Source organism: Amycolatopsis sp. WGS_07 (genome assembly GCF_045278895.1).
Lineage (GTDB): Bacteria > Actinomycetota > Actinomycetes > Mycobacteriales > Pseudonocardiaceae > Amycolatopsis.
In genome coordinates this window covers 5,034,774-5,061,590 of sequence record NZ_CP136053.1, presented here as the reverse complement: position 1 = coordinate 5,061,590, position 26,817 = coordinate 5,034,774, and the positions used below count along the sequence as shown (strand labels likewise).

Genomic DNA, 26,817 nt, shown 5'->3' with positions numbered 1-26,817 from the left:
CCGCCGCGCCTCGAAGCCGAGCGGGGCTTGCGGTCCGTGAGGACTTGAAGAGCAGGCAGCCCGTGTTTCCGTTGCCCCGCCACGCTTCCCACCATCCCCGGGGGCGGGGGCCGCACACGCGCCCGCCAGCCGGATGCGACACTGCCTGGGTGACTGACACTCCGCCGCTGCCGCCAGAGAACGTCTTCGATTGGCTTGAAGCCGAAGGCCAGCGGCGCGCGGAAGCCGGTCTCGCCCGGCGGATGAATCCGCGTCCGGCGCAGCATCCCGCGCTCGACCTCGCCGGCGACGACTACCTCGGCCTCGCCCGCGACAAGCGCGTCGCCGGGGCAGCCGCGGCGGCCGCGTTGCGCTGGGGCGCCGGGGCCACCGGATCGCGCCTGGTCACCGGGTCCACCGAACTCCACGCGGAACTCGAACACGAGCTGGCCCGCTTCTGCGGCGCCCAGGCGGCGCTGGTGTTCTCCTCCGGCTTCACCGCGAACCTCGGCGCGGTCACCGCCCTGTCCGGCTCCGAATCGGCGATCGTCACCGACAAGTACGTCCACGCGTCGCTGGTCGAAGGCTGCCGTCTTTCCCGCGCGGACATCGCAGCGGTCGAGCACTCGACCCCGTCGGCGATCAAGCACGCACTGGCCACCCGCCGCAAACCGCGCGCGATCGTGGTCACCGATTCGGTGTTCTCGGCCGACGGAGAACTCTCGCCGCTGGGCGAACTCGCCGAAATCTGCCGCACGCACAGCGCCGCGCTGGTCGTCAACGACGCGCACGGCTTCGGAGTGCTCGGCGAAGGCGGCCGGGGCGCGGTGCACGCCGCCGGGCTGTCGTCCGCACCGGACGTCGTCACCACCCTGACGCTCGCCAACGCCCTCGGCGCGCAAGGCGGCGCTGTCGTCGGCCCGCGCCGCGTGATCCGGCATCTCGTGGACACCGCGCGCAGCTTCCTCTTCGACACCGCTCTCGCCCCGGCCAGCGCGGCGGCCGCGCTCACTGCGTTGCAGGTGCTCAAGTCCGAACCGGATCTTGCGGCGAAAGTCATCGAGAACGCCGGAAACCTCGCGATGGGGTTGAAGAACGCCGGTATCCCGGTGAGTCTCCCGGAGGCCGCCGTGGTCGCCGTGCAGACGCCGTCTCCGCAAGCGGCCACCGCGTGGGCGGAAGCCTGTGCGGAGCAAGGGATTCTCGTCGGCTGCTTCCGCCCGCCCGCAGTGCCGGACGGCGTTTCCCGGCTGCGCCTCACCGCCCGCGCGGATCTGTCCGAAGCGGACGTCGACCGCGCGGTGAAGGTGATCGCCGCGACCGCGCCGCGCGCCTAACCCTTGCGGCGCATGGTGACGTGCGGGATCCCGTCCTCCAGGAACTCCTCGCCCTCAACGACGAACCCGAACCGCGCGTACAACTGCTGCGCATAAGTCTGCGCATCCAGCACAAACTCCCCGGAAGCGCCTTCCAGCGCCGCCGCCATCAGCTGTGCCGCCAAACCCTGCCCCCGCGCCGACTTCGCCGTCACCACGCGGCCGATCCGCGACCCGCCGCCCGGTTCCGCCAGCACACGCAGGCACGCCACGACCTCCGCGTCGGAGGTCAGCCACAGATGACGCGTCTCCGGGAGCAGATCGAGCCCGTCGATGTCGGCGTACACGCAGTCTTGTTCCACCACGAACACGTCCGACCGCAGCCGGAGGATCGCGTACAGATCGGCAGCGGTGAGTTCGGGCCCGGTGGCGCGGTGCAGAGTCGTCACACGACCCTGCTTAACACAGCTCAGCCGAACAGCCGCGCCTGGGACTGCGCCGCGATGTCGTCGGAGAACTGCGAAACCCGCGTGTACACGCCGGGTTTGCCCGCCTTCCCGCAGCCGTCGCCGAAGGACACGATGCCGATCAGCGTGTCGCCCTCGACGAGCGGGCCGCCGGAATCGCCCTGGCAGGCGTCCTGGCCGCCCTGGGGATAGCCGGCACACACCATGCTCGACGGGTCGTACGTGTCATACGCCGTCTTGCAGGTGGAGTCGCTGACCAGCGGCACCTGGGCGCTGCGCAGCACGTCCGACCGCTCTCCGCCTTCTGGAAAGCCGGCCCCAGCCGAGCACGGTCGCCTGCGTGCCTTCCGCGTACCGCGACTGGTCGCTCTTGTCCGCGACTTTCGCCGCCTGGTAGGGCAGCCGCCCGCGCACGGTGAGGACCGCGATGTCGTCGCCCTTGGTCGGGTCGCTGTAGTCCGGGTTCACCCAGACCTTCGAGACGCCGAGTTCCACGCCGTCGCCGCTGCGCTTGTCCTGGCGGCCGGCGACCACGTGGATCGACGACTTCGGCAGGGCCTTCGCACAGTGCGCGGCGGTCGCCACCGCGGACGGGCTCACGATCACCGCGCCGCAGAACTGCGAACCGCTCTGGTCGGTGAGGTACACCGCGTACGGGTGGTCGGCCAGCGACGCTTCGCTGCCGCCGACGATCCGCGGCTGTGCGTGCGACCCCGGGTCCGCGGGCTCCGACGCCCACGCCGAGCCGACCGGGACCGCGATCGCGGCGGCGAGCAGAGACCCCGCCGCGAGCAGGACCGGACGGCGGAACTTCGCGGGCATGGGCATTCCCTTCATCGGCACTACGACAGCACAGCCTGGACGCGCACGGGAATCAGCCGACTCCGGCGCGTGCACACAAGGCCGCGATTACCCTAAACGGGCCAAGCCCAAAACGGTGTCACTGGAACGGGTGGAGTCTCTATACACCGAGCGCATTCGCTTAGGTGGTCTCATGCGACGGAAAACAGCCGCGACGGTCAGCGCGCTGATGGTCTTCCTGCTGGCCGGATGTGCCACAAGCACGCCTGCGGCACCTCAGCCGGGCCCGTTGAGCGCGCCGTCGGCAGCGCCCAGCCCGACACTTCCGGCGACTCGGACGGCGACGAGCGCGCCCGCCGTCACCTGGCAGGTGGGTGCCCATCCGTTGCCGCGACGGCCGGACGGCTTCGGCGAGATCGAACCGACTCCACCCGAACTGGTGAACCGCTCGCTGCCGACCCAGGACTTCCTTCCGCCGCCGACGAGCACTACGTACGACGCGAAGATCGCCGCCGTTCCCGACGCGGTGCTCAAACGCAGCACTTGGCAGGCGGCCTGCCCGGTGTCGTCCGCCGACCTCCGTTACGTCACGCTCTCGTTCTGGGGCTTCGACCATCGCGCGCACACCGGCGAACTGCTGGTCAACAAGGACGCCGCTTCGGCAGTCGTGAAAGCCTTCAGCGAGCTGTACGCCCAGCAGTTCCCCATCGAGGAAATGCACATCACCTCCCCCGCTGAACTCGACGCGCCGCCCACCGGCGACGGCAACGACACCAGCGCGTTCGTCTGCCGTCCGGTGCGCGGGCAGAAGAACTGGTCCGCGCACGCGTACGGGCTCGCGGTGGATGTCAATCCGTTCTGCAATCCGTACACGAAGGGCGACCTCGTCCTCCCGGAGCTGGCGACCGCGTATGTCGACCGCGCGAACGTGCGGCCAGGGATGGTCACCGCGGGCGGTCCGGTCGTGCGCGCGTTCGCCGGGGCGGGCTGGCAGTGGGGCGGGGCGTGGACCTCGCCGGTCGACCGGATGCATTTCACAGCCAACGGCGAGTGATCCGGGAACACCCAGCCGGGCTAACGGGGTTGACTAGGCTGGCAGCAGACCGCATTTCGGGAAGGACCGCCGTGCCGCACTACGACTTGGTGATCATCGGGACCGGATCGGGCAACTCGATCCTCGGACCGGAGTTCGCCGACCTCCGGACGGCCATCGTCGAGAAGGGCGTGTTCGGCGGGACCTGCCTGAACGTCGGCTGCATCCCGACGAAGATGTTCGTCTACGCCGCCGACGTCGCCGCGACGCCCGCGAGCAGCTCCCGCTTCGGCGTGGACGAGCAGCTCACCGCGGTGCGCTGGCCGGACATCCGCGACCGGATCTTCGGCCGGATCGACCCGATCGCCGAGGGCGGCGCGGAGTACCGCGAGAACCACGAGGACAACCGGAACGTCGACGTCTACCGCGGCGAAGGCCGGTTCACCGGCATGAAGGAGCTGCGCGTCAGCTTCCCCGACGGCCGTCCGGACGAGGTCGTCACCGCCGACCGGTTCGTGCTCGCCGCGGGCGGGCGGCCGGTGATCCCGGACGTGCCGGGGCTGGCCGAAACCGGCTACTACACCTCCGACACGATCATGCGCCTCGACGCGCTGCCGGAGCGGATCGTCGTGCTCGGCGGCGGGTACATCGCGGCGGAGTTCGCGCACGTCTTCGCGTCGTTCGGCGTGGCGGTCACGATGGTGAACCGGTCTGGCGCGCTGCTGCGGCAGGAGGACGCCGACATCAGCGCCCGGTTCACCGAACTGGCTTCGGAGCGGTTCGACGTCCGGCTCGACCGCAAGACCGTTCGCGCGCGCCGCACGGACAACGGGGTCGCGCTGGATCTCGAAGGCCCGCAGGGCGCGGAGACCGTCGAGGCCGACCTGATCCTGGTCGCCACCGGCCGCACCCCGAACTCGGACCTGCTCGACGTGGCCGCCACCGGCGTCGCCACCACCGAACGCGGCCACGTCGTGGTGGACGACTACCAGCAGACGTCCGTCGAAGGCATTTACGCGCTCGGCGACATCTCCTCTCCGCTGGAGCTGAAGCACGTCGCGAACCACGAAGCCCGTGTGGTGCAACACAATCTGCTGCACCCGGACGACCGGATCAAGGCCGACCACCGCTTCGTGCCGCACGCGGTGTTCACCTTGCCGCAGGTGGCCTCGGTCGGGCTGACCGAGGCGCAGGCGACCGAGCGCGGACTGTCCTTTGTGGTCTCGAAGCAGGACTACGCGGGCATCGCCTACGGCTGGGCGATGGAGGACACCACCGGTTTCGCGAAGCTGCTGGCCGATCCGGCGACCGGGCAGCTGCTGGGCGCGCACATCATCGGACCGCAGGCCTCGTCGGTGATCCAGCCGCTGATCCAGGCGATGAGCTTCGGCCTGGACGCGCGGTCGATGGCGCGCGGGCAGTACTGGATCCACCCGGCGATGCCGGAACTGGTGGAGAACGCGCTGCTGAACCTGCCGCTGGACTGATACCGAGAGTTGATCACCGGCGGCGGCGATTCCCGAATCGGGTAACGTGGATCTCGCGTTGTTACTGTTCTCGCGGAGGTGCGGGGACTGACATGACCGACATGATCGCCGGGGACATCGCGGCGGCCGCGGAAGACGTGGCCGCTCGCTGGACCGACGTGACCGATCTCGAGCTGGAATTCGCCGTGCGGCGGGCGGAGCTGGGGACCACTGCCGCGACGCTGGCGCTGCTGGAGGAGCTTCGCGCGATGCCGTCCGAATGGGCCGCGCAATGCCTGGCGGTCGCGGTGGCCGCGCTCGACGACGTGCGGCGCACCGGCCTGCTGCCCGAACCGTTCGTGAGTGTTCGAGCCGGTTAGAACCGGCTCGAACACTCACGACGTCTCACACGAACCGGCGTCGCCCGGCCAGCGCGCCGAACACCATCTGCGTCAGCATCACCGCGAGCAGCACGATCAACGACACCGTCCAGCTGCCCGTCGCGTCGTGCAGCAGGCCGAACACGAACGGCCCGACCGCCGCCAGCAGGTAGCCGAAGCCCTGAGCCATTCCGGACAGCCGCGCCGTTTCCGCGCCGGTGCGGGCGCGCAGCGCGATCACCGTCAGCGCCAGCGAGAACACGCTCATCCCGATGCCGAGCAGGAGGCTCCACAGCAGCGGCGAGAACCCGGGCGCGATGACCAGCCCGAGCATGCCTGCCGCGCCGAACACGCCCATGCCGACGATCCACGGGCTCTGGCTCTTCTGCCGCGCCGCGATCGGCGGGATCACCAGGCTGATCGGCACCGCGATCACCGAGATCAGGCCGAGCAGCAGACCGGCGTCGGCCTTGCTGACGCCCGCGTCGATGAAGACCTGCGGCAGCCAGCCCATCACGACGTAGGCGATGAACGACTGCAGGCCGAAGAAGATCGTGACGATCCACGCGAGCGGGCTGCGCATCAGCGACCGGGCCGGAGCGGCGCCGGCGGCCGGACGCGGCGGGCGGCCCGCGCCGCGCGAAGCGATCAGCCATGCCACCAAAGCGATCGCCGACAGCACGCCCCACGCGGCGAGCGCGGCCCGCCAGCCGCCGAGGGCCGATTCCAGCGGCGGGCTCAGCGCGGAGCCCGCCGCGCCGCCGCCCTGCAGTGCCGCGGTGTAGATGCCGGTCATGAGCCCGACGCGGGCCGGGAACGAATCCTTGATGACCACCGGGATCAGCACGTTGACCAGCGCGATTCCGGCGGTGGCGACGAGCGTGCCGCCCAGTACGACGTACGGTCCGTCGAGCACCCGGACGACCAGGCCGGCGGTCAGCACCGTCAGGGCCAGCCCGATCGCCGGGCCGATGCCGAAGCGTCGCGACAGCACGGGCGCGGCGAGACCCGCGCCGGCGAAGCACAGGCCGGGCAGCGTCGTGAGGATGCTCGCCCACACCGCGGACGCGCCGAGGCTGCCGCGCATTTCCGCGAGCAGCGGGCCGACGCTCGTGATCGCCGGCCGCAGGTTCATCGCCGTGAGCACCACCGCGATCGCCAGCAGCACGCCGCCGGCCACCACGCCCGGCCGGCGACCGGCGGGGACCTCTTCCTCGAGGCTGCCTTCCAGCTCAAGCTCGAGCCGGTCGGAGTAGGTGGCAGTGGACACGGCAGCGGAGTCTCGGGAATCGGCGGACATGTGCGCTACTATTCCATACGTAGGATGATTGGATGAAGGGATCAGGCTGTGCCGTTGGCCACCACCCGCCGCGCCGGACTCGTCGACCAGGTCATCGACCAACTGCGCGAGGCGGTCACCGCCGGAGAATGGCCGATCGGGCACCGGATCCCGACTGAGCCGGAGCTGTCCGCGCAGCTGGGCGTCGGACGCAACACGGTCCGCGAGGCCGTGCGCGCGCTGGCGCACACCGGGATCCTGGAAGTCCGCCAAGGCGACGGCACCTACGTGCGCGCGACGAGCGAGGTGTCCGGCGCGATCCGCCGGCTGTGCGGGACGGAACTGCGCGAGGTGCTGCAGGTGCGCCGTCTGCTGGAGGTCGAGGGCGCCCGGCTGGCCGCGACCGCGCGCACCGACGAGGACCTGGCTGAGCTGCGCGTCCTGCTCAACCGGCGGGACACGGACTGGGACGAGGGCCGGCTCGACGATTTCGCCCGCAGCGACGCGGAGTTCCACCAGGTCGTGGTCCGGTGCGGGCACAACGGCCTGCTGCTGGAGCTGTACCGCGGCCTGATGGAGGCGATCACCGCGAGCGTGGCGTCCACTTCGGACAATCCGGAGCACGCGGAGATGATCCGGCACCGGGAGCTGGTGGAGGCGATCGAAGCGCGCGATGCCGAGCGGGCGGCTGGTGAGGCGGCTGGGTTCCTGGACGAGCTGATCGCCCGGGCCGAGGATTTGTGATCAGTCGTTCCGCGGCGGGCTGAGGATCGGGGTGAAGCTGGCGAGATCGGCGGCCAAGAGGTCCGCGCCTCGGCGAGTCCGCTCGTCTGCGTCCCTGCTCAGCGCCTGGCACTCCCGCACCGCGGCGTCCCGTTCGTTGGCGTACACCACGAACACGTCGCGCACCGCGGTGTAGATCCAGTCAGCGTGGTTGGGGTCGGCGTCGGCAAGCGCGGCGGCGACCACCGCGATCCCGGCCGAGTCGTGACGGCGGAGCAACGCCTCCGCCGTCACGCGGGTGACGAACGTGTCCCCGGTGTCCAGCACGAGGCCCAGCAGCGGCCCCTTGGCCTCGGTCATCTCGGCGAAGACGGCGAGGCCGCGGCCCGCGTCCGTTCGATCGCGATAGTCGGGGCTTTCCGCCAGCTTGATCAGGGCCGCCACCGCGGCGCGCCTCGCCTCGTTGTTCACGACCGCATTCTTCCTCGGCCGGAGCGCGCCGCCTATCGAGTTTCCCAGCCGGGAATGCCCTACGGCAGCGTGAGGATCTCCGCGCCGTCAGCCGTCACCACGAGGGTGTGCTCGAACTGGGCCGTCCACTTCTTGTCCTTCGTGGTGACCGTCCAGTCGTCGTCCCACAGGTCGTAGTCGATGGTGCCCAGCGTGATCATCGGCTCGATCGTGAAGGTCATGCCCTCCTCGATCAGCGTCTGCACCGAGGGCTCCTCGTAGTGCAGCACGGTCGGCGCGGTGTGGAAGGCCGGGCCGACGCCGTGGCCGGTGAAGTCGCGGACCACGCCGTAGCCGAAGCGCTTCGCGTACGCCTCGATCACGCGGCCGATCACGTTGAGCTGGCGGCCGGGGCGGACCGCCTTGATCGCGCGGGCGGTGGCCTCCCGGGTGCGCTCCACCAGGAGCCGCACCTCCTCCGACACGTCTCCGGCGAGGAACGTCGCGTTGGTGTCGCCGTGCACGCCGCCGATGAACGCCGTCACGTCGATGTTGCAGATGTCGCCGTCCTCGATCACCGTCGAGTCCGGGATGCCGTGGCAGATCACCTCGTTGAGCGAGGTGCAGCACGACTTCGGGTAGCCGCGGTAGCCGAGCGTGGACGGGTACGCGCGGTGGTCGAGCAGGAACTCGTGCACGACCTTGTCGATGTCGTCGGTGGTCGCGCCCGGCTTGACCGCTTTGCCGCCCTCTTCGAGCGCCTGCGCGGCGATCTTCGACGCGACCCGCATCGCCTCGATGACCTCGGGCGTGCGCACCCCGTTGCCGGTGTCCCGTTTCGGCGCCGGCCGGTCCACGTACTCGGGGCGGGCGATGTCGGCGGGGACGGCACGGCGCGGCGTCTGGACGCCGGGCTTCAACGGGGCGCGAACGGACATGTCCCCAGCCTACGACCTCGCCCCGCCGGAGCGCAGCCAGCTCAGAACAGCACGGTCGCGTACTGCCCGACCTGCTGGAACCCGATCCGCCGGTACGCCGCCAGCGCGGGCGCGTTGAACCCGTTCACGTACAGGCTCGCGGTCCGGCCGAGGCCGTGGACCAGGCGGTTGACCACCGCGGCGGTGCCCGCGGTGCCGAGGCCGCTGCCGCGCCGGTCCGGATGCACCCACACGCCCTGGATCTGGCCGACCCGCGCGGACATCGCGCCGATCTCGGCCTTGAACACGACCTCGCCGTCCTCGAACCGGGCGAACGCGCGGCCGGTGGAGATCAGCTCGCTCACCCGGGCGCGGTAGCTGGCCCCGCCGTCGCCCGCGCGCGGGTCGACGCCGACCTCCTCGATGAACATCGCCACCGCCGCGGGCAGGTAGCGGTCCAGTTCGTGCGGGCGGACCGTGCGGACCTGCGAGTCGGCGGCCACCAGCGGGTCGCCCTCGAGCGCCATCAGCGGCTGGTCGCCGCGCACCTCGCGGGCCGGCCCCCATTCCGCGGACAGCTCGTCCCAGAGCCCAAGCACCTGCGGCGCGGGCCCGACGAGCGAGGAGCAGGTGCGTTGCCGGCGCAGGGCCCGGTCGGCGAACGACCGCAGCGCCGAAGCGTTGCCGCGCAACGGGATCAGGTTGGGCCCGGCGAAGCACAGCCCGGTGAGCCGTCCGGCGCGCACCGGACGGGAATCGGCCGCCCACAGCTCGCCACCGAGCCGCCACGGGTCGAGACCGGCCGCCTCGACCCGGGCGCTGACCATGCAGCTGCCCACCGGGTCGGCGGCGAGTGCAGCGCGCACCGCCGGATAGTCCCGATCATCGAGCAGCCGTGCACCTGCAAGCCGCAACACGCGCTCCAGAGTGCCAGATGAACCGGGTGAACGGAACGCGAGCCGGCCGACACGCTGAGATGAACGGCCCTCGCACCCGAACGGCGGCGCCCCGGCGGGCTCCGCCACCGACCGTGCTCGAACCCGGTGCGGACCGGCCGAAGCGCTCCGGAGGCACCCCGCCCGGGCGCCTCCGGAGCTTCTCCCCAGGGTCCGTGAAGGGAACCCTGGGGGAATCTGAGTCCGTGAAGGTGGCTCTCACGGACGCCCACTCGCAATGCTCGCCGAGCCAGCCCCGGCACCAGAGCGAGGTTGTCCGTGAAGGACTCCTTGAGGGAATCCGCTTCCCGCAAGGAGTCCTTCACGGACGGCTCAGCGGTGCCGCGGAACCAGGTGCAGCAGCCGGGAAGCGTGCGGCGCCAGCGTCGCGGTGAAACTGTCGCGGCTCACCCCCAGGTTCCGGTGCGTCCACAGATCCCGCACCGCCGCCGGGCCGCGCAGTCCCAGGTCCGACCACGACGCGGTCACCGGAGCCTCCGTCGAGCCCAGGTTGAACAGCGCGACCGTCACCCCGCCCCGGCCGTCGGGGCTGAACCACACCTGCTGCTGGGTTTCCTGCGAAACCGGACGCGCGGGACGGCCCGCCTGGTCGACCGCCAGCACCTCGCGGTTGGTGAGCAGTTTGAGGTCGTCCGGGTCGAGTTTGGTCAGATCGGTGCCGAGCAGCAGCGGCGAGGCTTCGATCGCCCACAGCGTCATGACGCTCTGCCGTTCGTCCGGGGTGATGCCGTTCTCCTCGCCGTTGCCGACCTCGATCGAGTCCAGGTCGTTCCAGTGGCCGGGGCCCGCGAACTGCGTCCACTTGGGAGCGTCGGCGAAGCGCAGCTTGACCCGCACGTCCCAGTTCGTGAGGCCGACGCAGTGCGAGTAGCACTCGATGTCGCCTTCGATCCGCCAGCCGTTGCTGTAACGCTGCCACGTCGCGGCTTCGGCGATGCTGAGCGAGTTCGACAGTTCCAAGTGGATCGGACGGCCGGTGGCCTGGATCGCCGCGTGCCACTGCTTGATGTCCTCGCGGTTGTCCGCGGGGATCCGCCCGCCGCCGGGGCCGACGAAGTCCATTTTGACGTAGTCGACGCCCCACGACGCCAGCTGCCGCGCCTGCGAGCGGACGTACGCGGCCGCGCCGGGCTTGCTGAAGTCGAGTTTCGCGGATTTGTCGTCCGCGGTGTTGCCCGCGCCGGGCATGACGATGTCGTGCACCCGATACGGCGTGCCCTCGATCGGCGAATCGGCCGCGACCGCCTGCGCCGGGACGCCGGGCACCAGGTAGATGCCGAATTTCAGGCCGCGCTGGTGCAGGTAGCGGGCCAGCGACGCGACACCGTTCGGGAATTTCTTCGGGTCCGCCGCGACCCGGCCGAACTCGTCGACGTGGTCGTTCCAGCCCGCGTCGATGTTGATGTACCGGTAGCCGTACGCGGCGAGCCGGTCGTGCATGACGTCGGCCTGCGCTTTGATCGTCTCCTCGGTGAATTTCCGGCGCAGCGCGCTCCAGCTGCTCCAGCCCATCGGCGGCGTTCTCGCCACCGGCGTCCAGGACTCGATCGACTGACTGTCCGCCGCCGCCGTTCCGGCCAGCGATCCGAAGAGCACCGCCACCGCCGACGCCAGCACACCGATCCGACTTCGCTTCATCGCGACCACCTCTCCCGGGGATCGCTTCGTTGTACGCGCGCCGGACCGGCCCGAGCAATCATTCATCGGATCACTGACCGCTAACCGGGACGGAACCCGCCGACCGGATCAACCCCGTTCACCACCGTGAATGCTGCGAATATCCGGAAACGACCTCTCGACACGCTCGCGAATAGATCCTATCTTTCTTGCGGCGCGCCCCAGCGTCGTTCACTGGCGAACACGGAGGTCCCGGATGAAGTTCAGACCAGCGCGCTCTCTCGGGTTAGCCGCAGCAGTGGTGACCGCCACCGCGCTGCTGCCCGCCGGCGCGGCCGTGGCGTGGCCGGGCAGCCAGGACGTGTACGTCTCGCAGTGGGGCAACGATTCCGGATCCGGTGCGGCCTGGTCGCCGGTGCGCACGCTCCCCCGCGCCCAGCAGCTGGTCCGGCAGCGCGCCGCGCACCTGAACTCCGACCTGACCGTGCACGTCGCCTCCGGCACCTACCGGCTCGACAAGCCGCTCGAACTCGACGCGGCCGATTCCGGCGGCAACGGCCACCGCGTGATCTGGCAGGGCTCGCCGGGCACCGTGGTCAGCGGCGGCAAGCAGGTCACCGGCTGGCGTCCGGTCGCCGGGCGGCCGGGGCTTTACTCCGCGCCCGCGCCCGCTGGGCTGGACAACACTCGCCAGCTGTACGTCGACGGGGTCCGCGCGCAGCGGGCGTCCGGCCGGCTTCCGGTAAGCGTGAAGGCGACCGACACCGGCTACACCGCGTCCGCGGACACCATGGCGCACTGGCGAAACCCGAGCGACCTCGAGCTGGTCTACACCAGCGGCGAGGGCCTGTGGAACGTCGAACGCAACGGCCTCGGCCAGTGGACCGAGCCGCGCTGCCCGATCGCCTCGGCGCAGGGCACGACGATCACCATGGCGCAGCCGTGCTGGGACAACTCCACCCGCCGCGTGATGTTCGCCGACATCCCCGGCCGTTCGGTCAACATGGTCGGCCCCGGCGATCTCACCAACGGCCGCCAGCCGTCCTATGTGGAGAATGCGTTCGAGCTGCTGGACACCCCCGGCGAGTGGTACTTCGACCGCGCCGCGCGCACCGTGTACTACCTGCCGCGCAAGGGCGAGAACCTGCACTGGGCCGACGTCGAGATGCCCGCGCTGGAGAAGCTCGTGGACGGCCGCGGCACCGCCGAAGCGCCGATCCACGACATCTCGTTCCGCAGCATCCAGTTCTCCTACGCGACCTGGCTCGAACCGTCGTCGCCGGAAGGGTTCTCCGAAATCCAGGCCGGCTACCGGATCACCGGCGAACGCGGCTGGGCCACGCAGGGCCTGTGCCAGTTCACGCCCGGCGGCACCTGCCCGTACGCGGACTGGACGAAGGAACCCGGCAACGTCTCGCTGTCGCACGGGCACCGGATCGAGTTCCGGGACACCGTCTTCGCCCACCTCGGCGCGGCCGGGCTCGACCTCGGCGAGGGCGCGCAGGACAGCAGCGTGTCCGACAGCGTGTTCACCGACATCTCCGGCAACGGCGTCGAAATCGGCGGGGTCAGCAAGCCCACCGCGGCCGGCGCGGACCTGACCGCACGGGTCAAGGTGACCAACAACCACCTGTACGGCATGCCGCGCGAATTCACCGGCGGGGTCCCGATCGTCAACGGGTACTCGCAGGACAATGTCGTGTCGCACAACCAGATCGACCACGTCGCGTACTCCGGCATCTCGATGGGCTGGGGCGGCTGGCCGGACAAGATCAAGCAGGCCGCGACGCCGAACGTCTCGCGCAACAACGTGGTGTCCAACAACCTGATCCACGACTACATGCTGTCCCTCGACGACGGCGGCGGCATCTACACCCAGGGCATCACCGGCCCGTCGCAGGCCGAGGGCGAGAAGGTGACCGGCAACGTCATCTACGACCAGTGGGGCCTCGGCAAGTCCGTCTACACCGACAACGGCTGCACCTACGAAACCGTTTCCGGCAACGTGCTCTACCACGCGGCGTACGCCAACGTCGCCTCCACGCACGTCGACTACCGCGATTCGCTCGGCAACAACGACCCGACCGTCATCTCCGGAAACTACTGGGAGCAGGGCGATCCGGACGGCGACAAGAAGGGCGTCATCACCTCCGGCAACCACCTGCTGAACAACCCCGCCGCCGCACCTAAGTCCATTGTGGACAACGCCGGTATCGAGCCGGGCCACCGTTCGGTGCTGAACCGGCGGATCGACGGCGCGTCCGCTCCGCAGGCTCCGACCCGGATCGGCACCTTCTCGGTGTCCGGCAAGCTGTACGCGACCTGGAACCCGACTGTCGCGGAAAACGGTGCGCCGGTTCAGGATTACCTGCTGACCGCTTCCGACGGCACGCACAGCGTCACGGCTTCGGTGTCCGCGAAGGACTTCGCGCGCACCGGGTACACCGTGATCCCGAAGCTGACGGACGGTCAGACGTACACGGTCACGGTGGCCGCGCGCAACCGGTACGGGGTTGGCCTGCCGTCGCTGCCGTCGGCACCGGTCACCGTCGCGCAGCCGGGTACCCAGCCCGCTGCCGTCCCGACCGGGGCGAAGGCGCTGCCGAGCACTGACGCGGCGAGCATCCGCTGGACGCCGCCGAAGGAAACCGGGTCCACCCCGGTGATCGGCTACCGGATCACCGTGTCCGACGGCCGCACCATCGAGGTCACCGGACGCGACACGATCGTCAGCCAGCCCACGCAGAAGGGCCTGACCCGCGTCGTGGACGGGCTGAAGCCGGGCACCGCGTACACGTTCACCATCGCGGCGGTCACCGGAACCGGGGTCGGCCCGGCGGTGTCGGTGCAAGCCACCACCGCCTGATCCGGTGATCGGCGCGTACCGGACCTCCCCGCCGGTGCGCGCCGATCACCCCAGCCGGAACGCCCTCCGATACGCCCCCGGCGTCGTCCCCACCTGCGCCCGGAACCGGCGGCGCAGGTTCACCGCCGACACCAGGCCGACCCGCGCCGCGATCGCGTCCACCGACAGTTCGGTTTCCTCCAGCAGCCGCCGTGCCTCGGCCACCCGCCGGGAAAGCAGCCACGCGCCCGGGCTCGTCCCGAGCTGATCGGCGAACCGGCGGGCCAGCGTCCGCGGCGAAATCCTCAAGTGGGCAGCCAAATCCTCGACGGACAACGGCGTGCCCAATCGTTCGCTGGCCCAGTCGAGCAGCCCGTCCAAGGCATCCCCGGAGACCTGCCGCGGCACGTACTGCACCTGCCCGCCCTCGCGATGCGTCGGCATCACCATGTGCCGCGAGATGAGCGCCGCGTGCGCCGCGCCGTGATCGCGCCGGACGAGGTGCAGGCACAGGTCGATGCCCGCCCCCGCGCCCGCGCTCGTGGCGACGTCGCCGTGGTCCACGTAGAGCACGTCCGGTTCCACGCGCAGCTCCGGGAAATCCCGTTGCAGCTGCTCGATCCGCGCCCAGTGCGTCGTCGCTGTCCTTCCGTTCAGTAGCCCGGTTTGGGCCAATGCGAAGGACCCTGAGCAGATCGTGACCAACCGCGCGCCTCGCTCGTGCGCGCGCAGCAATGCCCGGCGCACCTTCGGCGAGAGCGGCGTCTCGACCGGTGTCCAGCCCGGGATCAGCACCGTGTCCGCCTTGGCCAGCGCCGAAAGCCCGTTGGACACGTGGATCTCGTAGCCGGCGGTGGTCGGCACCGGCCCGGGATTTTCAGTGCACACCTCGAATTCGTAATGCTGCGGCACGCCGCCCCTGGTCGTGCCGAACACCTCCACGCCGCAGCCGAGTTCGAACGTCGACTGCACCGGCTGGACGAGAGCCACCACACGATGCATGGCAAGAAAGTACCCTATGACGTCTTTCCTGACACTGTTCCGTCGCGGTCCGGGAAGCCACGCTGGGACCCATGCACTCCGAAATCCTTGCCCAGCCGGGCTACACCTCGGTCCCGGTCGACGAAGCCCCGGTGAAGGACCTGTTCCCGGGCATCCGCCTCCGTCCGCTGTGGAAAGGCGAAAACGGCGCGCACGCCAACGTGGTCGAGTTCGATCCGGGCAGCACGTGGCCCGAGCGCGACGTGCACGAGCCCGGTCCGGAAGAGGTCTTCGTCGTCTCCGGCGTCTTCAACGACGGTGCCCGCGACTACCCGGCCGGCACGTTCCTGCACGCCCCGGCCGGTTCCTGGCACGTCCCCGCTACAGAGAGCGGGTGCACGCTGTTCATCTTCTATCCCGAGGGCTAAGCGCCGCGGTAAGTCCCGATCGTCCAGGCGTTCCCCTCGGGGTCGCGGACGGTGAACGTGTGCGAGCCGAAGTCGGTGTCGTGCAGCTCCAGGCTGATTTCGGCACCGGCTTCGCGCACGCGGGCGTAGATCTCGTCCACCCGGTCCGAGACCACGTACGCGGCACTGGCGCCGGGCTTCATCTCGTCGTGTACGCCGTCGGCGGGGCCGCCGGAGCTGCCCAGCATCACGGCCCCGCCCTCGGGCCAGCGGAGTTCAGCGTGCGCGACACCGTTTTCGCCGGGCACCACGAGGGTCTCCTCGAAGCCGAGAACCTCGGTGAGGAACCGGATCGCGCCGCGGGCGTCGTGGTAGCGGAAGGCGGGCCAGACTGTCGGTTTCGGTGTCATGCCACCGAGTCTGCGACGGCTGCCTTCGTCTCGTCTTGGAGAAACGGGAGTTCTTCCGCCATCCACGTCCGCGGCGAGCAGCCCGCCAGCGCACGCCACTCGTTCGAGAAGTGCGCTTGGTCGTAATACCCTGCGGCATAAGCGATTCCCGCCAGATCACGGTGCCCGGTCCGCACCAGCCGGACCGCGTGCTCGAACCGCAGCACGCGCGCCGCCTGCTTCGGGGCCAGCCCCAGCTCGGCGCGGAACCGCTCCCCCAGGTGCCGACGGCTCCAGCCGACCTCGTCCGCCAGGTCGCCGACGCGCATCAGCCCGCCGCTGCGGCGCAGTTCGTGCCACGCGCGGTCCAGCTCCGGCGGCGGCTCAGCGGGCTCGACTGCCCGCGCGGCCAGCACGTCGTCGAGAATCTCGAATCGGGACCGCCAGTCCGCGGCCTCGGCCAGCCGGTCCGGCAACTGGACGAGATCTCCGCCGAAATCGGCGAGGTCGGCCACCTGCCCGGTCAGCTCGGCGGCCGTGACGCCCAGCAGCGTCCGCGCGCCCAGCGGGTCCAGCTCCAGCTGCACGCCGCGCTGCACCCGGTCCTGCGTGATCAGCGCGGGTTCGGTGTGCAGGCCGCCGACCGCGCTCCGCAGCACGCCGGACCCGGCCAGCCCGGCGTACCGGATCGGCTCCTCCAGGCTGATCACGAGCGTGATGTGCCGCGACGGCAGTCCTCGGTGCACTTCGAGGGTGACGTTCTCCTGCGCGTAGCCGATGTAGCGCGTGACCAGGCCCCGCAGCACCGGATGCGGCGGACGGACGGCCCAGCTGTGACTCACACGACCAGGCTAGCCCGGAAGCGGGCGGATTCTGCTACCACGGGAGGGCGGTCCCCACGATGAGGAGAAGCCCGATGACGATCCAGGAACAGGCGCAGCAGCTCGAACTGCTCGCCGACCAGGTGCCGACCGGAATCGCCCTCGCCACGAAGGGCGAGCTGGAGGATGTGCAGGCCCAGGTCCTCGGCCTGCTCGGCGAAACCGGCACCGCGACCGCGATCCAGGGCTCGGTGCAGATCGCGATGCGGCAGATCGACGAGGTCGCGGCCTCGCTGGAAAACGTGCGGCTGCAGATCCGCGAAGCCGCGCAACACCACCTGCGCGGCTGACCTTGGCGGCACCACGGATCGGATGGAGCGAGGAACGAGCCCAGCTGCTGACCGCGCACGCCGGCGAGTTCGCCGAAACGGCGCTGGCCAACGTCGTGCGCGAGTACCCACATTACGAGAGCCACTGACGCGTCGACGACACGCCGGTTCCCGCGATCCGCGAGCTGCACCCGTGTTTCTACGGCAGCTTCGACTGGCATTCGTGCGTGGAGATGTTCTGGGTGCTGGCCCACCTACGGCCTGCACGAGAACGGCGCTTTCGGACTCTCCCGTGCGCTGCCGTACGCCAGCTACCTGGCTTCCCGCGGCGAACCGGAGCTGCGGCAGGTCATCACCGAGATCGCCTGGCGCTGGTTCGGCTCGGACCGCGACTACCCCGGTGCCTGGGCACCGTCCGGGGCCGACTTCCTCACTCCCGCCCTGGCCGAGGCCGAGCTGATGAGCCAGCTCCTGCCTGTCGCCGACTTCGGTGCTTGGCTGGACGCGTTCCTGCCCGGCATCGCCGAGCGGAATCCGGCAGCGCTGTTCACGCCGGTGCGGGTGACTGACGCGGTTACGGACGGACCGTATGCGGTGGAGCACTTTCTGGCCTACTACGCGCTGATTCTGCTGAGCGAGGCCTGAACGATGCCGGATCCCTGGCTGCGCATCCAGGTGCTCGACGGAGAAACCCCGGCGAGCACCTGGCGGCACACCTACGCCGACGCGCTGTTCAAGGCAGCGATCGCCGACCGCGCCGTGCGGTGGTCGTGGCGAGGACACGAACGCGGCGTCGTCTTCGAGATCGCCTTCCGGACGGGAGCCATCCGCGACGAGTTCCGCGACCAGCCCTCGGTCAAAGCAGCACTCGACGCGGTGCCGGACCCGCGCCACGGGCTCGTCATCACCTCCGGCGGCGACAGCTAGCGCACCTCACCAAGTGACCGGCAACTCGTAAGCCCCGTAGACAGAAGCGTTGGTCTTGAACGGAATCTCCTCAACCGCCACCGCCAGCCGCAGGTCGGGGATGCGCCGGAACAGGGTGTCGAAAACGATCTGCAGTTCCGCGCGGGCCAGGTTCTGGCCGAGGCATTGATGCGGGCCGTAGCCGAAGGCGATGTGGTGGCGGGCTCCCCGGGCGATGTCCAGGTCGGCGGGGTTCTCGAACGCCGCCGGATCCCGGTTGGCGGAAAGGCCGTTGACGAGGACGCCTTCGTCCGCCTTGATCGTGACCCCGCCGATCGCCACGTCCTCGGTCGCGACCCGCATGACGGCGCCGTCCGCGATGGTGAAGTACCGCAGCAGTTCCTCGACTGCCATCGGCGTCTTGCCTGGGTCGGCCTTGATCAGGGCGAGTTGCCCGGGGTTCTCCAGCAGCGCCAGCACACCGAGGGAAATCATGTTCGCGGTGGTCTCGTGCCCGGCGAGCAGCAGCGAGGTGGCGGTGTTCACCAGGCTCTCGCGGTCGAAGGTGCCTTCTTCGCGCTGCCGAGCGATCAGCCTGCTGTAAAGGTCTTCGCCGGGGTCGGATTCCTTGCGGGACAACAGGTCGGCGAGGTACTCGCGCAGTTCGTCGAAGGCGCGCAACCGTTCCTCCGGCAATGCGGTACGGCTGACCAGTTCGGCTGTCCGGTGCTGGAAGAAATCGTGGTCGGCGTAGGGGACGCCGAGCAGTTCGCAGATCACCAGCGACGACACCGGCAGGGACACCGCGCGCACCAGGTCGACGGGGCGGGAGTCCGCCGCCAGCAGGTCGTCCACGAACCCGTCGGCGATCTCCTGAATACGGGGCCGGAGCGCGGCAACGCGCTTCATGGTGAACTCGCCGAGCACCGCCCGCCGGGCCGCGGCGTGGTCTGCGCCGTCGAGGCTGACCATGGGCGGGGTTTGCTCGCGGAACCGTTCCCGGCGGGGATCGCCGCTGGGGTTGGGGTAGGTGTCCTTCCGGCGGTCCGAGGAGAACCGGCGGTCGGCGAGGACGGCCCTCGCCTCGGCGTACCCGGACACCCACCAGGCCTGTTCCCCGCTGGGCAGGCGCACCTTGCTGACCGGTGCCCGCTCGCGCAGCCGCGCGTGCTCCGCGGGCTCGGCGAACGGGCAGCGGCGGGCTACCGGGAATTCCCGGGCGGAGATGGTTTCCGTCATGAGATCACCTCACGGGTTTCGGATGGGACAGCTGACGGCCGTTGCGAGCGGCAGCGGCCTTGGCCCGGCCACTGGTGGAGATGACGCCGAGCACGAGCGCGACGAGTCCGCAGCCGCCGAGGACTGCCCAGGCGGCGTGGCTCGAAGCGACGATCGAACCGGTGACCGCGACGCCGATGGCGATGCCGAACTGGCGGGCGCAGGCAACCAGCGCGCCAGCAACGCCAACCTGATCAGGCGGCATTCCGGAGACAGCGGTGTGAGTGACCGGCGGACTGATCATGCCCGCGCCGAGGCCGAAGACGGCGTAAGCCACCAGCAGATAAGCGCTCCCGGTCTGTGCGGTCGAAGGCACGAGCAGGAAGCCGCCGAGGGCGAGCAGCGCGCCGCCCAGCGCGAGCGGGAGGCGGGAGCCCCGGGCAGCGACCAGCCTCCCGGACACAGTGGCGGCGAGGGCCTGTCCGAAGGCCATCGGGATGATCATCAGCCCCGCGCGCAGAGGGCTGAAGTGGCGGATGTCCTGGAGATAAAAGGTGTTGAGGAACAGGAACCCGCCGAGCGCGGCCGACATCAGCACCGAGATCGCGTTCGCGCCGGAGAACGGCGGGCTGCGGAAGAACCGCAGGTCGATCAGCGGCTCGGCGCGCCGGCGCTCGACGACGAGCAGCCCGGCCAGCGCCAGGACGGCGAGCACGATCAGCCCAAGGATCCAGGGGTTCGCCCAGCCGGCGCGGGGACCCTCGATCGTCGCGGCGACGACCGAGGCGAACAGGACGATGATCAGCGCCTGGCCGGGCAGGTCGACCGCGCGCGCCCGGGCGGCCTTGGACTCGGGCACGAACCTCCGCGCGAGCAGCAGCGCGGCGATCCCGATCGGAACGGCGACCCAGTACACCGAGCGCCAGCCGAGCCCGCTCACCAGCAGGCCGCCGAGCACCGGCCCGGCCGCGGCGGTCACCCCGATCGCCGACCCCCACACGCCGATCGCCTTCGCCCGTTCCCGGCTGTCGGCGAACACGCTGACGATGATCGACATCGCGACCGGGTTGAGCATCGAGCCGCCCACCCCTTGCAGGCCGGCGAAAGCGATCAGCCAGCCGGCGCCGGGAGCCAGGCCGCACAGGAGGGAGCCGAGGGAGAACAGCGCCAGCCCGAGCCGGAAGATCCGCTTGCGGCCGAAGCGGTCGGCCATCGAACCGGACAGCATGAGCAGGCACGCCATGACCAGGGAGTAGGCGTCGACCGTCCATTGCAGACTGCCGAGCGAGGCGTGCAGGTCCGCGCTGATCGACGGGAGCGCGACGTTGACGATAGTGAGATTGATGCCGGTCACGCCCACGCTGAGGCAGCAGATCGCCAGCACCAGCCAGCGGCGCACGGGACGCGCGGAGCCGGTCGTACTCACGAAGGATCCTCGAACAGCTTTCGGTAGAGTCTCTGATAGAAACGGAGAGGGTGTCCACATCAATATACGGAGACCCTGTCCACTTACGCAAGGACAGTCGCATGCCTGATCATCCGCCCGCCAAAAGGGCCGACGCGGCCCGCAACCGCCAGCGGATCCTCGAAGCGGCGCGCGCCGCTTTCGCCGACGGCGGACCCGAGACGTCCATGGCCGAGGTCGCCCGGCGATCCGGAGTCGGACCGGCGACGCTGTACCGCAACTTCGCGAGCCGGCACGAACTGCTGGAAGCGCTTCTCGCCGACGAGGTCGACGAGGTCTGCGCCGCGGCCGCGACCGTCGAGGGAGACAGTCCGGCAGAACGGCTCACCGCCTGGCTGCGCCGGTTCTTCCAGTACGTCACCGGCAAACGCCCGGTCGTCCTCGGACTGCTCGAGCACACCGACCGGACCGACCCGGTCTTCGACAGCCGAGGCCGGATGCTCGCGGCGGGCCAGCCGCTGCTCGCCGCCGCGCAGGAAGCCGGTCAGATCGACGACGACCTCAGCCTCGGCCAGATCCTCGACCTCGTGGTGGCCATCGCGAAGATTTCCGGCTCCCTGGAATACCGCCAGCCGATCCTCGACGCCGCACTCGCCGGACTGCACCCGCGCGGTGCCTGATGTCCGCGCCGCGCCTAGCCCTCCGGCAACGGCTCCCGGTGCCCGGCCCGCAATCCGTCCAGCGAGATCAGCAGCAGCCGGTTCCACATCTGCGGGCGGCCCTCGTCGGTGAGCTGCGCCGCGTACCCCAGAGAGATCAGCAGCAGCACCAAATCCTCGGTCGTCACGCCGGGCCGCAGCAGGTCCGCCGCCCGGACCCGCAGTTCCTCAAGCACCGCCCGCAGCTGCGGAAGACCGGCCGGATCGGGGTCCGTCCAGGTCAGCGCGAAGCTCTCCATGATCGCCCGGTGCCGGGCGCAGCCGGACAGCGCCTGGCGGTAGAAATCGGCCAGCGCCGCCCACGGGTCCGCCGCCTCGGCCGCGGCCTGGCGCGCGGCCTCGGCCCACCGGGAGAAGTCCTGGTCGAGGACCGTCCGGACGAGGTCCTCCTTCTTCGGGAAATGCCGGTACAGCGTGCCCATGCCGACCCCGCTGCGGCGGGCGATCTCGCGGACGTCGACCGCGGCCCCCTGCTCCGCCATCACCTCGGCGGCGGCTTCGACGATCGCTTCCCGGTTGCGGATCGCGTCCGCGCGCGGGGCGCGGCGCCGGGGAGCGGTGTGCGGTTCAGCCACGGCCATGCGCCGAGCATACTCGCTTACCCGGAGCACGTGCTCCGGGTAATGTGCTAGTTTGCGGAGCACATGCTCCGCCTAGGGAAGGAGAAGTCGTGCCCGACCACCCTCTCGCCGACTGGAACACCCGGATCATCGCCGAATTCCGGGAGAACGCCGGATATGTCGCGTGGAGCAGCCCCGAAGAAGTCGCGACGGGCCGTCCCGTTCCGCCGCATCAGCCCGGTTTTCCGGAAAAGGGCATTTCGCTGATTCTCGTGCACCACGTCGGGGCGAAAACCGGAAAGGCGCGGATCAGCCCGTTGTTCTATCAGCCCGTCGGCGACAGCTGGGCCGTTTTCGCCACGCACGGCGGCAGTCCGCGCGATCCCGCGTGGTACCGCAATCTCATGGCGCATCCGCGCACCGTCGTCGAGGCGGGCGCGGAACGGATCCCGGTCGAAGCGCGGCTGACCGCCGGGGAGGAGCGGGCCCGGATCTGGGCGGACCAGATCGCGCTGGTCCCGAAATTCGCCGAGTTCGAAGCCGCTTCCGGCAGGCAAATCCCGGTAGTCCTGCTGGAACGCCGCTGAAAAGAAAGGGCTCCTCGAGCGTATTCGAGGAGCCCTTCCGCGAAAACGAAAACTCAGCCGACGGTGACGCTCGGCGCGCCCTCGCCGATCGATTCGCCGGATTCCTCGGCGATGCGCATGGCCTCTTCGATCAGGGTCTCCACGATCGCGTGCTCCGGCACGGTCTTGATGACCTCGCCCTTCACGAAGATCTGGCCCTTGCCGTTGCCGGACGCGACGCCGAGGTCGGCCTCGCGGGCCTCGCCGGGACCGTTCACGACGCAGCCCATCACCGCGACGCGCAGCGGGATCTCCATCCCCTCCAGCCCGGCGGTGACCTGGTCGGCGAGCGTGTACACGTCCACCTGCGCGCGCCCGCACGACGGGCACGACACGATCTCCAGCTTGCGCGGCCGCAGGTTCAGCGACTGCAGGATCTGCGTGCCGACCTTGACCTCCTCCACCGGCGGCGCGGACAGCGACACCCGGATGGTGTCGCCGATGCCCTGGCGCAGCAGCGCGCCGAACGCGACGGCGGACTTGATCGTGCCCTGGAACGCGGGCCCGGCCTCGGTGACGCCGAGGTGCAGCGGGTAGTCGCACTGCTCGGCCAGGATCTCGTACGCGCGCACCATCACGACCGGGTCGTTGTGCTTGACCGAGATCTTGATGTCGTGGAAGTCGTGCTCGGCGAACAGCGAGGCCTCCCACATCGCCGATTCGGCGAGCGCCTCCGGGGTGGCCTTGCCGTATTTCTCCAGCAGCCGCTTGTCGAGCGACCCGGCGTTGACGCCGATCCGGATCGGCGTGCCGTGGTCCTTCGCGGCCTGCGCGATCTCCTTGACCTGGTCGTCGAACTTGCGGATGTTGCCGGGGTTCACCCGCACCGCGGCGCAGCCCGCCTCGATCGCGGCGAACACGTACTTGGGCTGGAAGTGGATGTCGGCGATCACCGGGATCTGCGATTTCTTCGCGATCGCGGGCAGCGCCTCGGCGTCGTCGGCCGACGGGCACGCCACGCGCACGATGTCGCAGCCCGCCGCGGTCAGCTCGGCGATCTGCTGCAGGGTGGCGTTGACGTCGGAGGTCAGCGTCGTGGTCATCGACTGCACCGAGATCGGGTGGTCGCTGCCGACTCCCACCGATCCCACCATCAGCTGGCGGGTCTTGCGACGCTCGGCGAGTACGGGCGGGGGCAGAGCGGGCATACCTAACGCGACGGTCACGCTTCCAGCGTACCCACTCCGCCCGGGCGGGTTTCAACGAAGTCAGCCGACGCGGTGAGCGGCGTTACCCCCGGTCGGGCGGCCGGGGCCGCGTCCGTGCCCCGGCCGGTGCGCCGGGTTACTGCAGGCGGATCGGGTTGACGATGTCGGCCGTCACCGTGAGCAGCGTGACACCGCCGCCGATGACCACCAGCACCATCGTGATCGCGGACAGCTTCGTGTAGTCGACCGGGCCGCCCGCGGGTTTGCCGCGCAGCCCGCGCAGCCAGTCGCGGACGCGTTCGTACCAGACGATCGCGATGTGCCCGCCGTCCATCGGCAGCAGCGGCAGCAGGTTGAACACGCCGATGAAGAAGTTCAGGCTGGCCAGCAGCAGCAGGAAGACCTGCCACAGCCCGGCCTCGACCGCCTCGCCGCCGAGCCTGCTCGCGCCGACGACGCTGACCGGGGTGTCCGGATCGCGCTCGCCGCCGAAGATCGAGTTGAACACCGCCGGGATGCGCTTCGGGAAGGCCATCAGCCCGTCCCAGGTGCGGGCGAACATGTCGCCGGTGAACGACGCCGCGCCGCCGAACGCGCCGACCGCGCTGTACTGGATGCTGCGCGCGACCCCGACGCCGACCGCGCCCACCGATTCGGTGCCGCCGTTCGCGGCGGGCCGGGTCACCTTCGGCACGTCCACGACGAAGGTCTTGCGCTCGCCGCCGCGGTCCACGACCACCGGGACCGGGCCGGAGACCGCCTTGACCTGGTTGACCATCTCGGTCCAGGTCGGGGTCGCCTTGCCGGCCACCGAGACCACCGTGTCGCCGGGCAGCAGGCCCGCCTTCTTCGCCGGGGCCGGGTCGCCGGGCTGGCACACCGGGTTGTTGACCTGCTCGACGGTGGTGCCGCCGCGCACGCAGTCGGAGATCGTCGAGACGATCGGCTTCTGGTCCACGTTCGGCAGGCCCATCGTGGCCGCCATGATGAACAGCACGATGAAGCCGAGCAGGAAGTGCGTGATGGAACCGGCCGACATCACGATGGTCCGCTTCCAGGCCTTGAACCGCCACATCGCGCGCGGCGCTTCCTCGGGGGTGACCTCGTCGAGCGCGGTCATGCCCGCGATGTCGCAGAAGCCGCCGAGCGGGATCGCCTTGAGGCCGTATTCGGTCTCGCCGCGCCGGAAGGAGAACACCGTCGGGCCGAAGCCGACGAAGTACCGGCGGACCCGCATCCCGAACATCCGGGCGGTGACCATGTGGCCCGCTTCGTGCAACGCGACCGAAACACAGATCGCGAGCGCGAAGAGCACCACGCCGATCACATAGGCAAGCACGGGCCTTGCACCTCACCCCTCAGCCGCGACCCGCGATGCGGTGGCGGCAGGTTCGTCGTCTTCCACGGCTTCCGCAAGCGGTGAGACCACCCGACAAGTTTCGGGTTCAAGTATCCGCCGCCAGCGTGAAACCAGTGTTGCATCGACCGGCGCGGCTCCGCGCACCGGTCGCGGCTCATCCCAGCAGCTCGGCGGCCCGCGTGCGGGCCCACTGCTCCGCCGCGAGCACGTCCGCGACGTCGCGGGGTTCGCGCCGCCACTCGTCCGCGTCGGACACCACTCGCGAGACAGTGTCCACAATCGACAGGAATCCGGCCTTGCCGGCCAGGAACGCGGCCACCGATTCCTCGTTCGCCGCATTGAAAACCGCGGGGAGGCAGCCGCCCGCGGTACCTGCCTCGCGCGCCAGCTCGACGGCCGGGAACGCCTCGTTGTCGACTGGTTCGAAGGTCCAGCTCGCCGCGGTGTCCCAGGCGCACGCGGCCGCGGCACCGGGTACGCGGTGCGGCCAGTTCAGCGCGAGCGCGATCGGCAGCCGCATGTCCGGCGGGCTCGCCTGGGCGATGGTGGAGCCGTCAGCGAAGGTGACCATCGAGTGCACGATGGACTGCGGGTGCACCGTCACGTCGATCCGCGCCGGTTCGATGCCGAACAGCAGCGACGCCTCGATCAGCTCCAAGCCCTTGTTCACCAGCGTCGCCGAGTTGATGGTGACCAGCGGACCCATCGACCACGTCGGATGCGCCATCGCCTGCTCGACGGTGACCTCGCCGAGGTCCGCGCGCTTCTTGCCACGGAACGGTCCGCCGGACGCGGTGAGCACGAGCCGCGCGACCTCGTTCTCCTCCCCGGAACGCAGTGCTTGCGCCATCGCCGAATGCTCGGAGTCGACCGGCACCAGCTGTCCCGGCTTCGCCGCGGCGAGCACGAGCGGACCGCCCGCGATGAGGGATTCCTTGTTGGCCAGCGCCAGCGTCGCGCCGGTGGCGAGCGCGCGCAGCGTCGGGTCGAGGCCCTGAGAACCGGGCACCGCGTTGAGCACCACGTCGACCTGCACCGAATCGATCAGCTCGCCCACCGCGTCGGCGCCGGCGAGGATGCGCGGGAGACGGAACTCGCCCTTCGCGTAGCCCCGACGCTGGGCCTCGGCGTACAGCGCGAGCTGCACGTCTTCGACCGCCGTGGGCTTCGTCACGGCGATGGCCGCTACTTCGTGCGCGATCGCTTGTTCGGCGAGCGCCGCCGGATCGGAACCGCCCGCGGCGAGGCCGGCGATCGTGAACAAATGCGGGTTACGTGCGGCGACGTCGAGCGCCTGGGTCCCGATCGACCCGGTGGAACCCAGCACGAGGATGCTTCGCGGAGTAGTCATCAGCAAGCATTATGGCCCGGGTCGTGTCCGCGCGGCGGCCAGCGGTGTGGGATCATGCGAGGGCACAACATCGGGCGGTTTGAAGGAGTGGTCGTGGCAGGCAAGGCGGTCGAGAAGCGCCCCGAGGTCGACCCGCGCGACGAGCCGTCGGCGGAGTGGGGCTGGCACGGCTCGTTCCCGAAGGCCACCCGGATCGCGGGCTGGCTGTCCGCGGCCATCCTGCTGGTGATGATCAAGGGCAACCACGAGAACAACACGGAGAACGTGTGGCTCGTCGGGCTGGCCGCGTTCATCGTCCTGCTCCTGCTGCTCGACCTGCGCAAGAGCCGCACCGCCTGGCGCAAGTAGGCCCGCCGGCGGGGCTGGTG

At 70.1% G+C, this 26,817-nt stretch carries 29 protein-coding genes and 2 pseudogenes; 15 read left to right on the top strand and 16 right to left on the bottom strand.

Features of this window, described 5'->3' with window-relative positions:
* The first annotated feature begins 149 nt into the window (after positions 1-149).
* Entirely contained in the window at positions 150-1,316 is a 1,167-nt protein-coding gene (locus RPX00_RS23990) for an 8-amino-7-oxononanoate synthase (RefSeq protein ID WP_406642638.1), read from the top strand.
* Here the strand turns inward: RPX00_RS23990 and RPX00_RS23985 are convergent.
* Both RPX00_RS23985 and RPX00_RS23980 read right to left on the bottom strand, forming a co-directional pair.
* Entirely contained in the window at positions 1,313-1,744 is a 432-nt protein-coding gene (locus RPX00_RS23985; protein ID WP_406642636.1) for a GNAT family N-acetyltransferase, read from the bottom strand. The two genes, RPX00_RS23990 and RPX00_RS23985, sit on opposite strands and share 4 nt — an antisense overlap.
* 20 nt (positions 1,745-1,764) lie before the next feature.
* A pseudogene (locus RPX00_RS23980) lies at positions 1,765-2,584 on the bottom strand (S1 family peptidase).
* Positions 2,585-2,756: 172 nt separating this feature from the next.
* Between RPX00_RS23980 and RPX00_RS23975 the strand changes: the two are divergent.
* From RPX00_RS23975 to RPX00_RS23965, 3 genes are all read left to right on the top strand, one after another.
* On the top strand, positions 2,757-3,617 hold the full coding sequence (locus RPX00_RS23975) for a M15 family metallopeptidase (RefSeq protein WP_406642634.1): 861 nt from the start codon (positions 2,757-2,759) through the stop codon (positions 3,615-3,617).
* Between the two features lie 71 nt (positions 3,618-3,688).
* Entirely contained in the window at positions 3,689-5,083 is a 1,395-nt protein-coding gene (locus tag RPX00_RS23970) for a mycothione reductase (protein WP_406642631.1), read from the top strand.
* Between the two features lie 92 nt (positions 5,084-5,175).
* Entirely contained in the window at positions 5,176-5,442 is a 267-nt protein-coding gene (locus tag RPX00_RS23965) for a hypothetical protein (protein ID WP_406642629.1), read from the top strand.
* 25 nt (positions 5,443-5,467) lie between these two features.
* On the opposite strand, the gene RPX00_RS23960 is transcribed toward RPX00_RS23965, so the two are convergent.
* On the bottom strand, positions 5,468-6,742 hold the full coding sequence (locus RPX00_RS23960) for a CynX/NimT family MFS transporter (RefSeq protein WP_406642627.1): 1,275 nt from the start codon (positions 6,740-6,742) through the stop codon (positions 5,468-5,470).
* Between the two features lie 48 nt (positions 6,743-6,790).
* Between RPX00_RS23960 and RPX00_RS23955 the strand changes: the two genes are divergently transcribed.
* Positions 6,791-7,465 (top strand): FadR/GntR family transcriptional regulator, encoded by a 675-nt coding sequence (locus tag RPX00_RS23955; protein WP_406642624.1) that lies wholly within the window; start codon positions 6,791-6,793, stop codon positions 7,463-7,465.
* Here the strand turns inward: RPX00_RS23955 and RPX00_RS23950 are convergent, their stop codons facing one another.
* The 4 genes from RPX00_RS23950 to RPX00_RS23935 form a co-directional block, all read right to left on the bottom strand.
* On the bottom strand, positions 7,466-7,915 hold the full coding sequence (locus RPX00_RS23950; protein ID WP_406642622.1) for a hypothetical protein: 450 nt from the start codon (positions 7,913-7,915) through the stop codon (positions 7,466-7,468).
* Between the two features lie 59 nt (positions 7,916-7,974).
* Positions 7,975-8,832, bottom strand: coding sequence for a type I methionyl aminopeptidase (map, locus tag RPX00_RS23945; RefSeq protein WP_406642621.1), 858 nt, complete (start codon positions 8,830-8,832; stop codon positions 7,975-7,977).
* 41 nt (positions 8,833-8,873) lie between these two features.
* On the bottom strand, positions 8,874-9,728 hold the full coding sequence (locus tag RPX00_RS23940) for a GNAT family N-acetyltransferase (protein WP_406642619.1): 855 nt from the start codon (positions 9,726-9,728) through the stop codon (positions 8,874-8,876).
* Positions 9,729-10,079: 351 nt separating this feature from the next.
* Positions 10,080-11,405: a glycoside hydrolase family 27 protein gene (locus tag RPX00_RS23935; protein WP_406642617.1), complete on the bottom strand. Its 1,326-nt coding sequence runs from the start codon at positions 11,403-11,405 to the stop codon at positions 10,080-10,082.
* A 235-nt stretch (positions 11,406-11,640) separates the two neighbouring features.
* On the opposite strand from RPX00_RS23935, the gene RPX00_RS23930 reads away from it, so the two are divergent.
* A complete protein-coding gene (locus tag RPX00_RS23930; protein ID WP_406642615.1) occupies positions 11,641-14,250 on the top strand; it encodes a fibronectin type III domain-containing protein in 2,610 nt (869 codons plus the stop codon).
* Positions 14,251-14,295: 45 nt separating this feature from the next.
* Here RPX00_RS23930 and RPX00_RS23925 read toward each other — a convergent pair whose 3' ends face one another.
* Positions 14,296-15,231 carry a GlxA family transcriptional regulator gene (locus tag RPX00_RS23925; RefSeq protein WP_406642613.1) on the bottom strand — a complete coding sequence of 312 codons (936 nt, stop codon included), beginning with the start codon at positions 15,229-15,231 and terminating at the stop codon, positions 14,296-14,298.
* Between the two features lie 71 nt (positions 15,232-15,302).
* On the opposite strand from RPX00_RS23925, the gene RPX00_RS23920 reads away from it, so the two are divergent.
* Positions 15,303-15,638, top strand: coding sequence for a cupin domain-containing protein (locus RPX00_RS23920; RefSeq protein ID WP_406642612.1), 336 nt, complete (start codon positions 15,303-15,305; stop codon positions 15,636-15,638).
* Here RPX00_RS23920 and RPX00_RS23915 read toward each other — a convergent pair.
* Positions 15,635-16,027: a VOC family protein gene (locus RPX00_RS23915; RefSeq protein ID WP_406642609.1), complete on the bottom strand. Its 393-nt coding sequence runs from the start codon at positions 16,025-16,027 to the stop codon at positions 15,635-15,637. The two genes, RPX00_RS23920 and RPX00_RS23915, sit on opposite strands and share 4 nt — an antisense overlap.
* Positions 16,024-16,848, bottom strand: a complete 825-nt coding sequence (locus RPX00_RS23910) for a helix-turn-helix domain-containing protein (RefSeq protein WP_406642608.1) — start codon at positions 16,846-16,848, stop codon at positions 16,024-16,026. Before RPX00_RS23910 ends, RPX00_RS23915 begins: the two co-directional genes overlap by 4 nt.
* Positions 16,849-16,922: 74 nt before the next feature.
* Here RPX00_RS23910 and RPX00_RS23905 point away from each other — a divergent pair, with 74 nt between their 5' ends.
* From RPX00_RS23905 to RPX00_RS23885, 5 genes and pseudogenes are all read left to right on the top strand, one after another.
* Positions 16,923-17,177, top strand: a complete 255-nt coding sequence (locus RPX00_RS23905) for a hypothetical protein (protein WP_406642606.1) — start codon at positions 16,923-16,925, stop codon at positions 17,175-17,177.
* Between the two features lie 2 nt (positions 17,178-17,179).
* Positions 17,180-17,305 (top strand): hypothetical protein, encoded by a 126-nt coding sequence (locus tag RPX00_RS23900; protein ID WP_406642605.1) that lies wholly within the window; start codon positions 17,180-17,182, stop codon positions 17,303-17,305.
* A gap of 27 nt (positions 17,306-17,332) precedes the next feature.
* Positions 17,333-17,377: pseudogene (locus tag RPX00_RS23895) on the top strand (hypothetical protein); the annotation flags it as partial.
* The gene (locus RPX00_RS23890; protein WP_406643061.1) at positions 17,376-17,801 is read left to right on the top strand and encodes a DUF2891 family protein; all 426 of its coding nucleotides are present in this window, start codon (positions 17,376-17,378) and stop codon (positions 17,799-17,801) included. The pseudogene RPX00_RS23895 and the gene RPX00_RS23890, both read left to right, overlap by 2 nt.
* A 3-nt stretch (positions 17,802-17,804) precedes the next feature.
* Positions 17,805-18,083 carry a hypothetical protein gene (locus RPX00_RS23885; RefSeq protein WP_406642603.1) on the top strand — a complete coding sequence of 93 codons (279 nt, stop codon included), beginning with the start codon at positions 17,805-17,807 and terminating at the stop codon, positions 18,081-18,083.
* A gap of 6 nt (positions 18,084-18,089) precedes the next feature.
* On the opposite strand, the gene RPX00_RS23880 is transcribed toward RPX00_RS23885, so the two are convergent.
* Both RPX00_RS23880 and RPX00_RS23875 read right to left on the bottom strand, forming a co-directional pair.
* Positions 18,090-19,301 carry a cytochrome P450 gene (locus RPX00_RS23880; RefSeq protein WP_406642602.1) on the bottom strand — a complete coding sequence of 404 codons (1,212 nt, stop codon included), beginning with the start codon at positions 19,299-19,301 and terminating at the stop codon, positions 18,090-18,092.
* 4 nt (positions 19,302-19,305) lie between these two features.
* Complete coding sequence (locus RPX00_RS23875; protein ID WP_406642600.1) at positions 19,306-20,706, bottom strand: MFS transporter; 1,401 nt, start codon at positions 20,704-20,706, stop codon at positions 19,306-19,308.
* A gap of 101 nt (positions 20,707-20,807) precedes the next feature.
* Between RPX00_RS23875 and RPX00_RS23870 the strand changes: the two genes are divergently transcribed.
* Entirely contained in the window at positions 20,808-21,365 is a 558-nt protein-coding gene (locus RPX00_RS23870; RefSeq protein ID WP_406642598.1) for a TetR/AcrR family transcriptional regulator, read from the top strand.
* 14 nt (positions 21,366-21,379) lie between these two features.
* Here RPX00_RS23870 and RPX00_RS23865 read toward each other — a convergent pair whose 3' ends face one another.
* Positions 21,380-21,985 carry a TetR/AcrR family transcriptional regulator gene (locus RPX00_RS23865; protein ID WP_406642597.1) on the bottom strand — a complete coding sequence of 202 codons (606 nt, stop codon included), beginning with the start codon at positions 21,983-21,985 and terminating at the stop codon, positions 21,380-21,382.
* An 89-nt stretch (positions 21,986-22,074) separates the two neighbouring features.
* Here RPX00_RS23865 and RPX00_RS23860 point away from each other — a divergent pair, with 89 nt between their 5' ends.
* Positions 22,075-22,551 carry a nitroreductase/quinone reductase family protein gene (locus tag RPX00_RS23860; protein ID WP_406642595.1) on the top strand — a complete coding sequence of 159 codons (477 nt, stop codon included), beginning with the start codon at positions 22,075-22,077 and terminating at the stop codon, positions 22,549-22,551.
* Between the two features lie 53 nt (positions 22,552-22,604).
* Here RPX00_RS23860 and ispG read toward each other — a convergent pair whose 3' ends face one another.
* The 3 genes from ispG to dxr all read right to left on the bottom strand — a co-directional run bounded on the left by ispG (position 22,605) and on the right by dxr (position 26,449).
* A complete protein-coding gene (gene ispG, locus RPX00_RS23855) occupies positions 22,605-23,756 on the bottom strand; it encodes a flavodoxin-dependent (E)-4-hydroxy-3-methylbut-2-enyl-diphosphate synthase (RefSeq protein WP_337822568.1) in 1,152 nt (383 codons plus the stop codon).
* 118 nt (positions 23,757-23,874) lie between these two features.
* Positions 23,875-25,077: a M50 family metallopeptidase gene (locus RPX00_RS23850; RefSeq protein ID WP_406642593.1), complete on the bottom strand. Its 1,203-nt coding sequence runs from the start codon at positions 25,075-25,077 to the stop codon at positions 23,875-23,877.
* A gap of 175 nt (positions 25,078-25,252) precedes the next feature.
* Complete coding sequence (gene dxr / locus RPX00_RS23845) at positions 25,253-26,449, bottom strand: 1-deoxy-D-xylulose-5-phosphate reductoisomerase (protein WP_406642591.1); 1,197 nt, start codon at positions 26,447-26,449, stop codon at positions 25,253-25,255.
* A gap of 93 nt (positions 26,450-26,542) precedes the next feature.
* Between dxr and RPX00_RS23840 the strand changes: the two genes are divergently transcribed.
* Positions 26,543-26,797 (top strand): DUF2631 domain-containing protein, encoded by a 255-nt coding sequence (locus RPX00_RS23840; RefSeq protein ID WP_370939364.1) that lies wholly within the window; start codon positions 26,543-26,545, stop codon positions 26,795-26,797.
* Positions 26,798-26,817 lie beyond the last annotated feature (20 nt).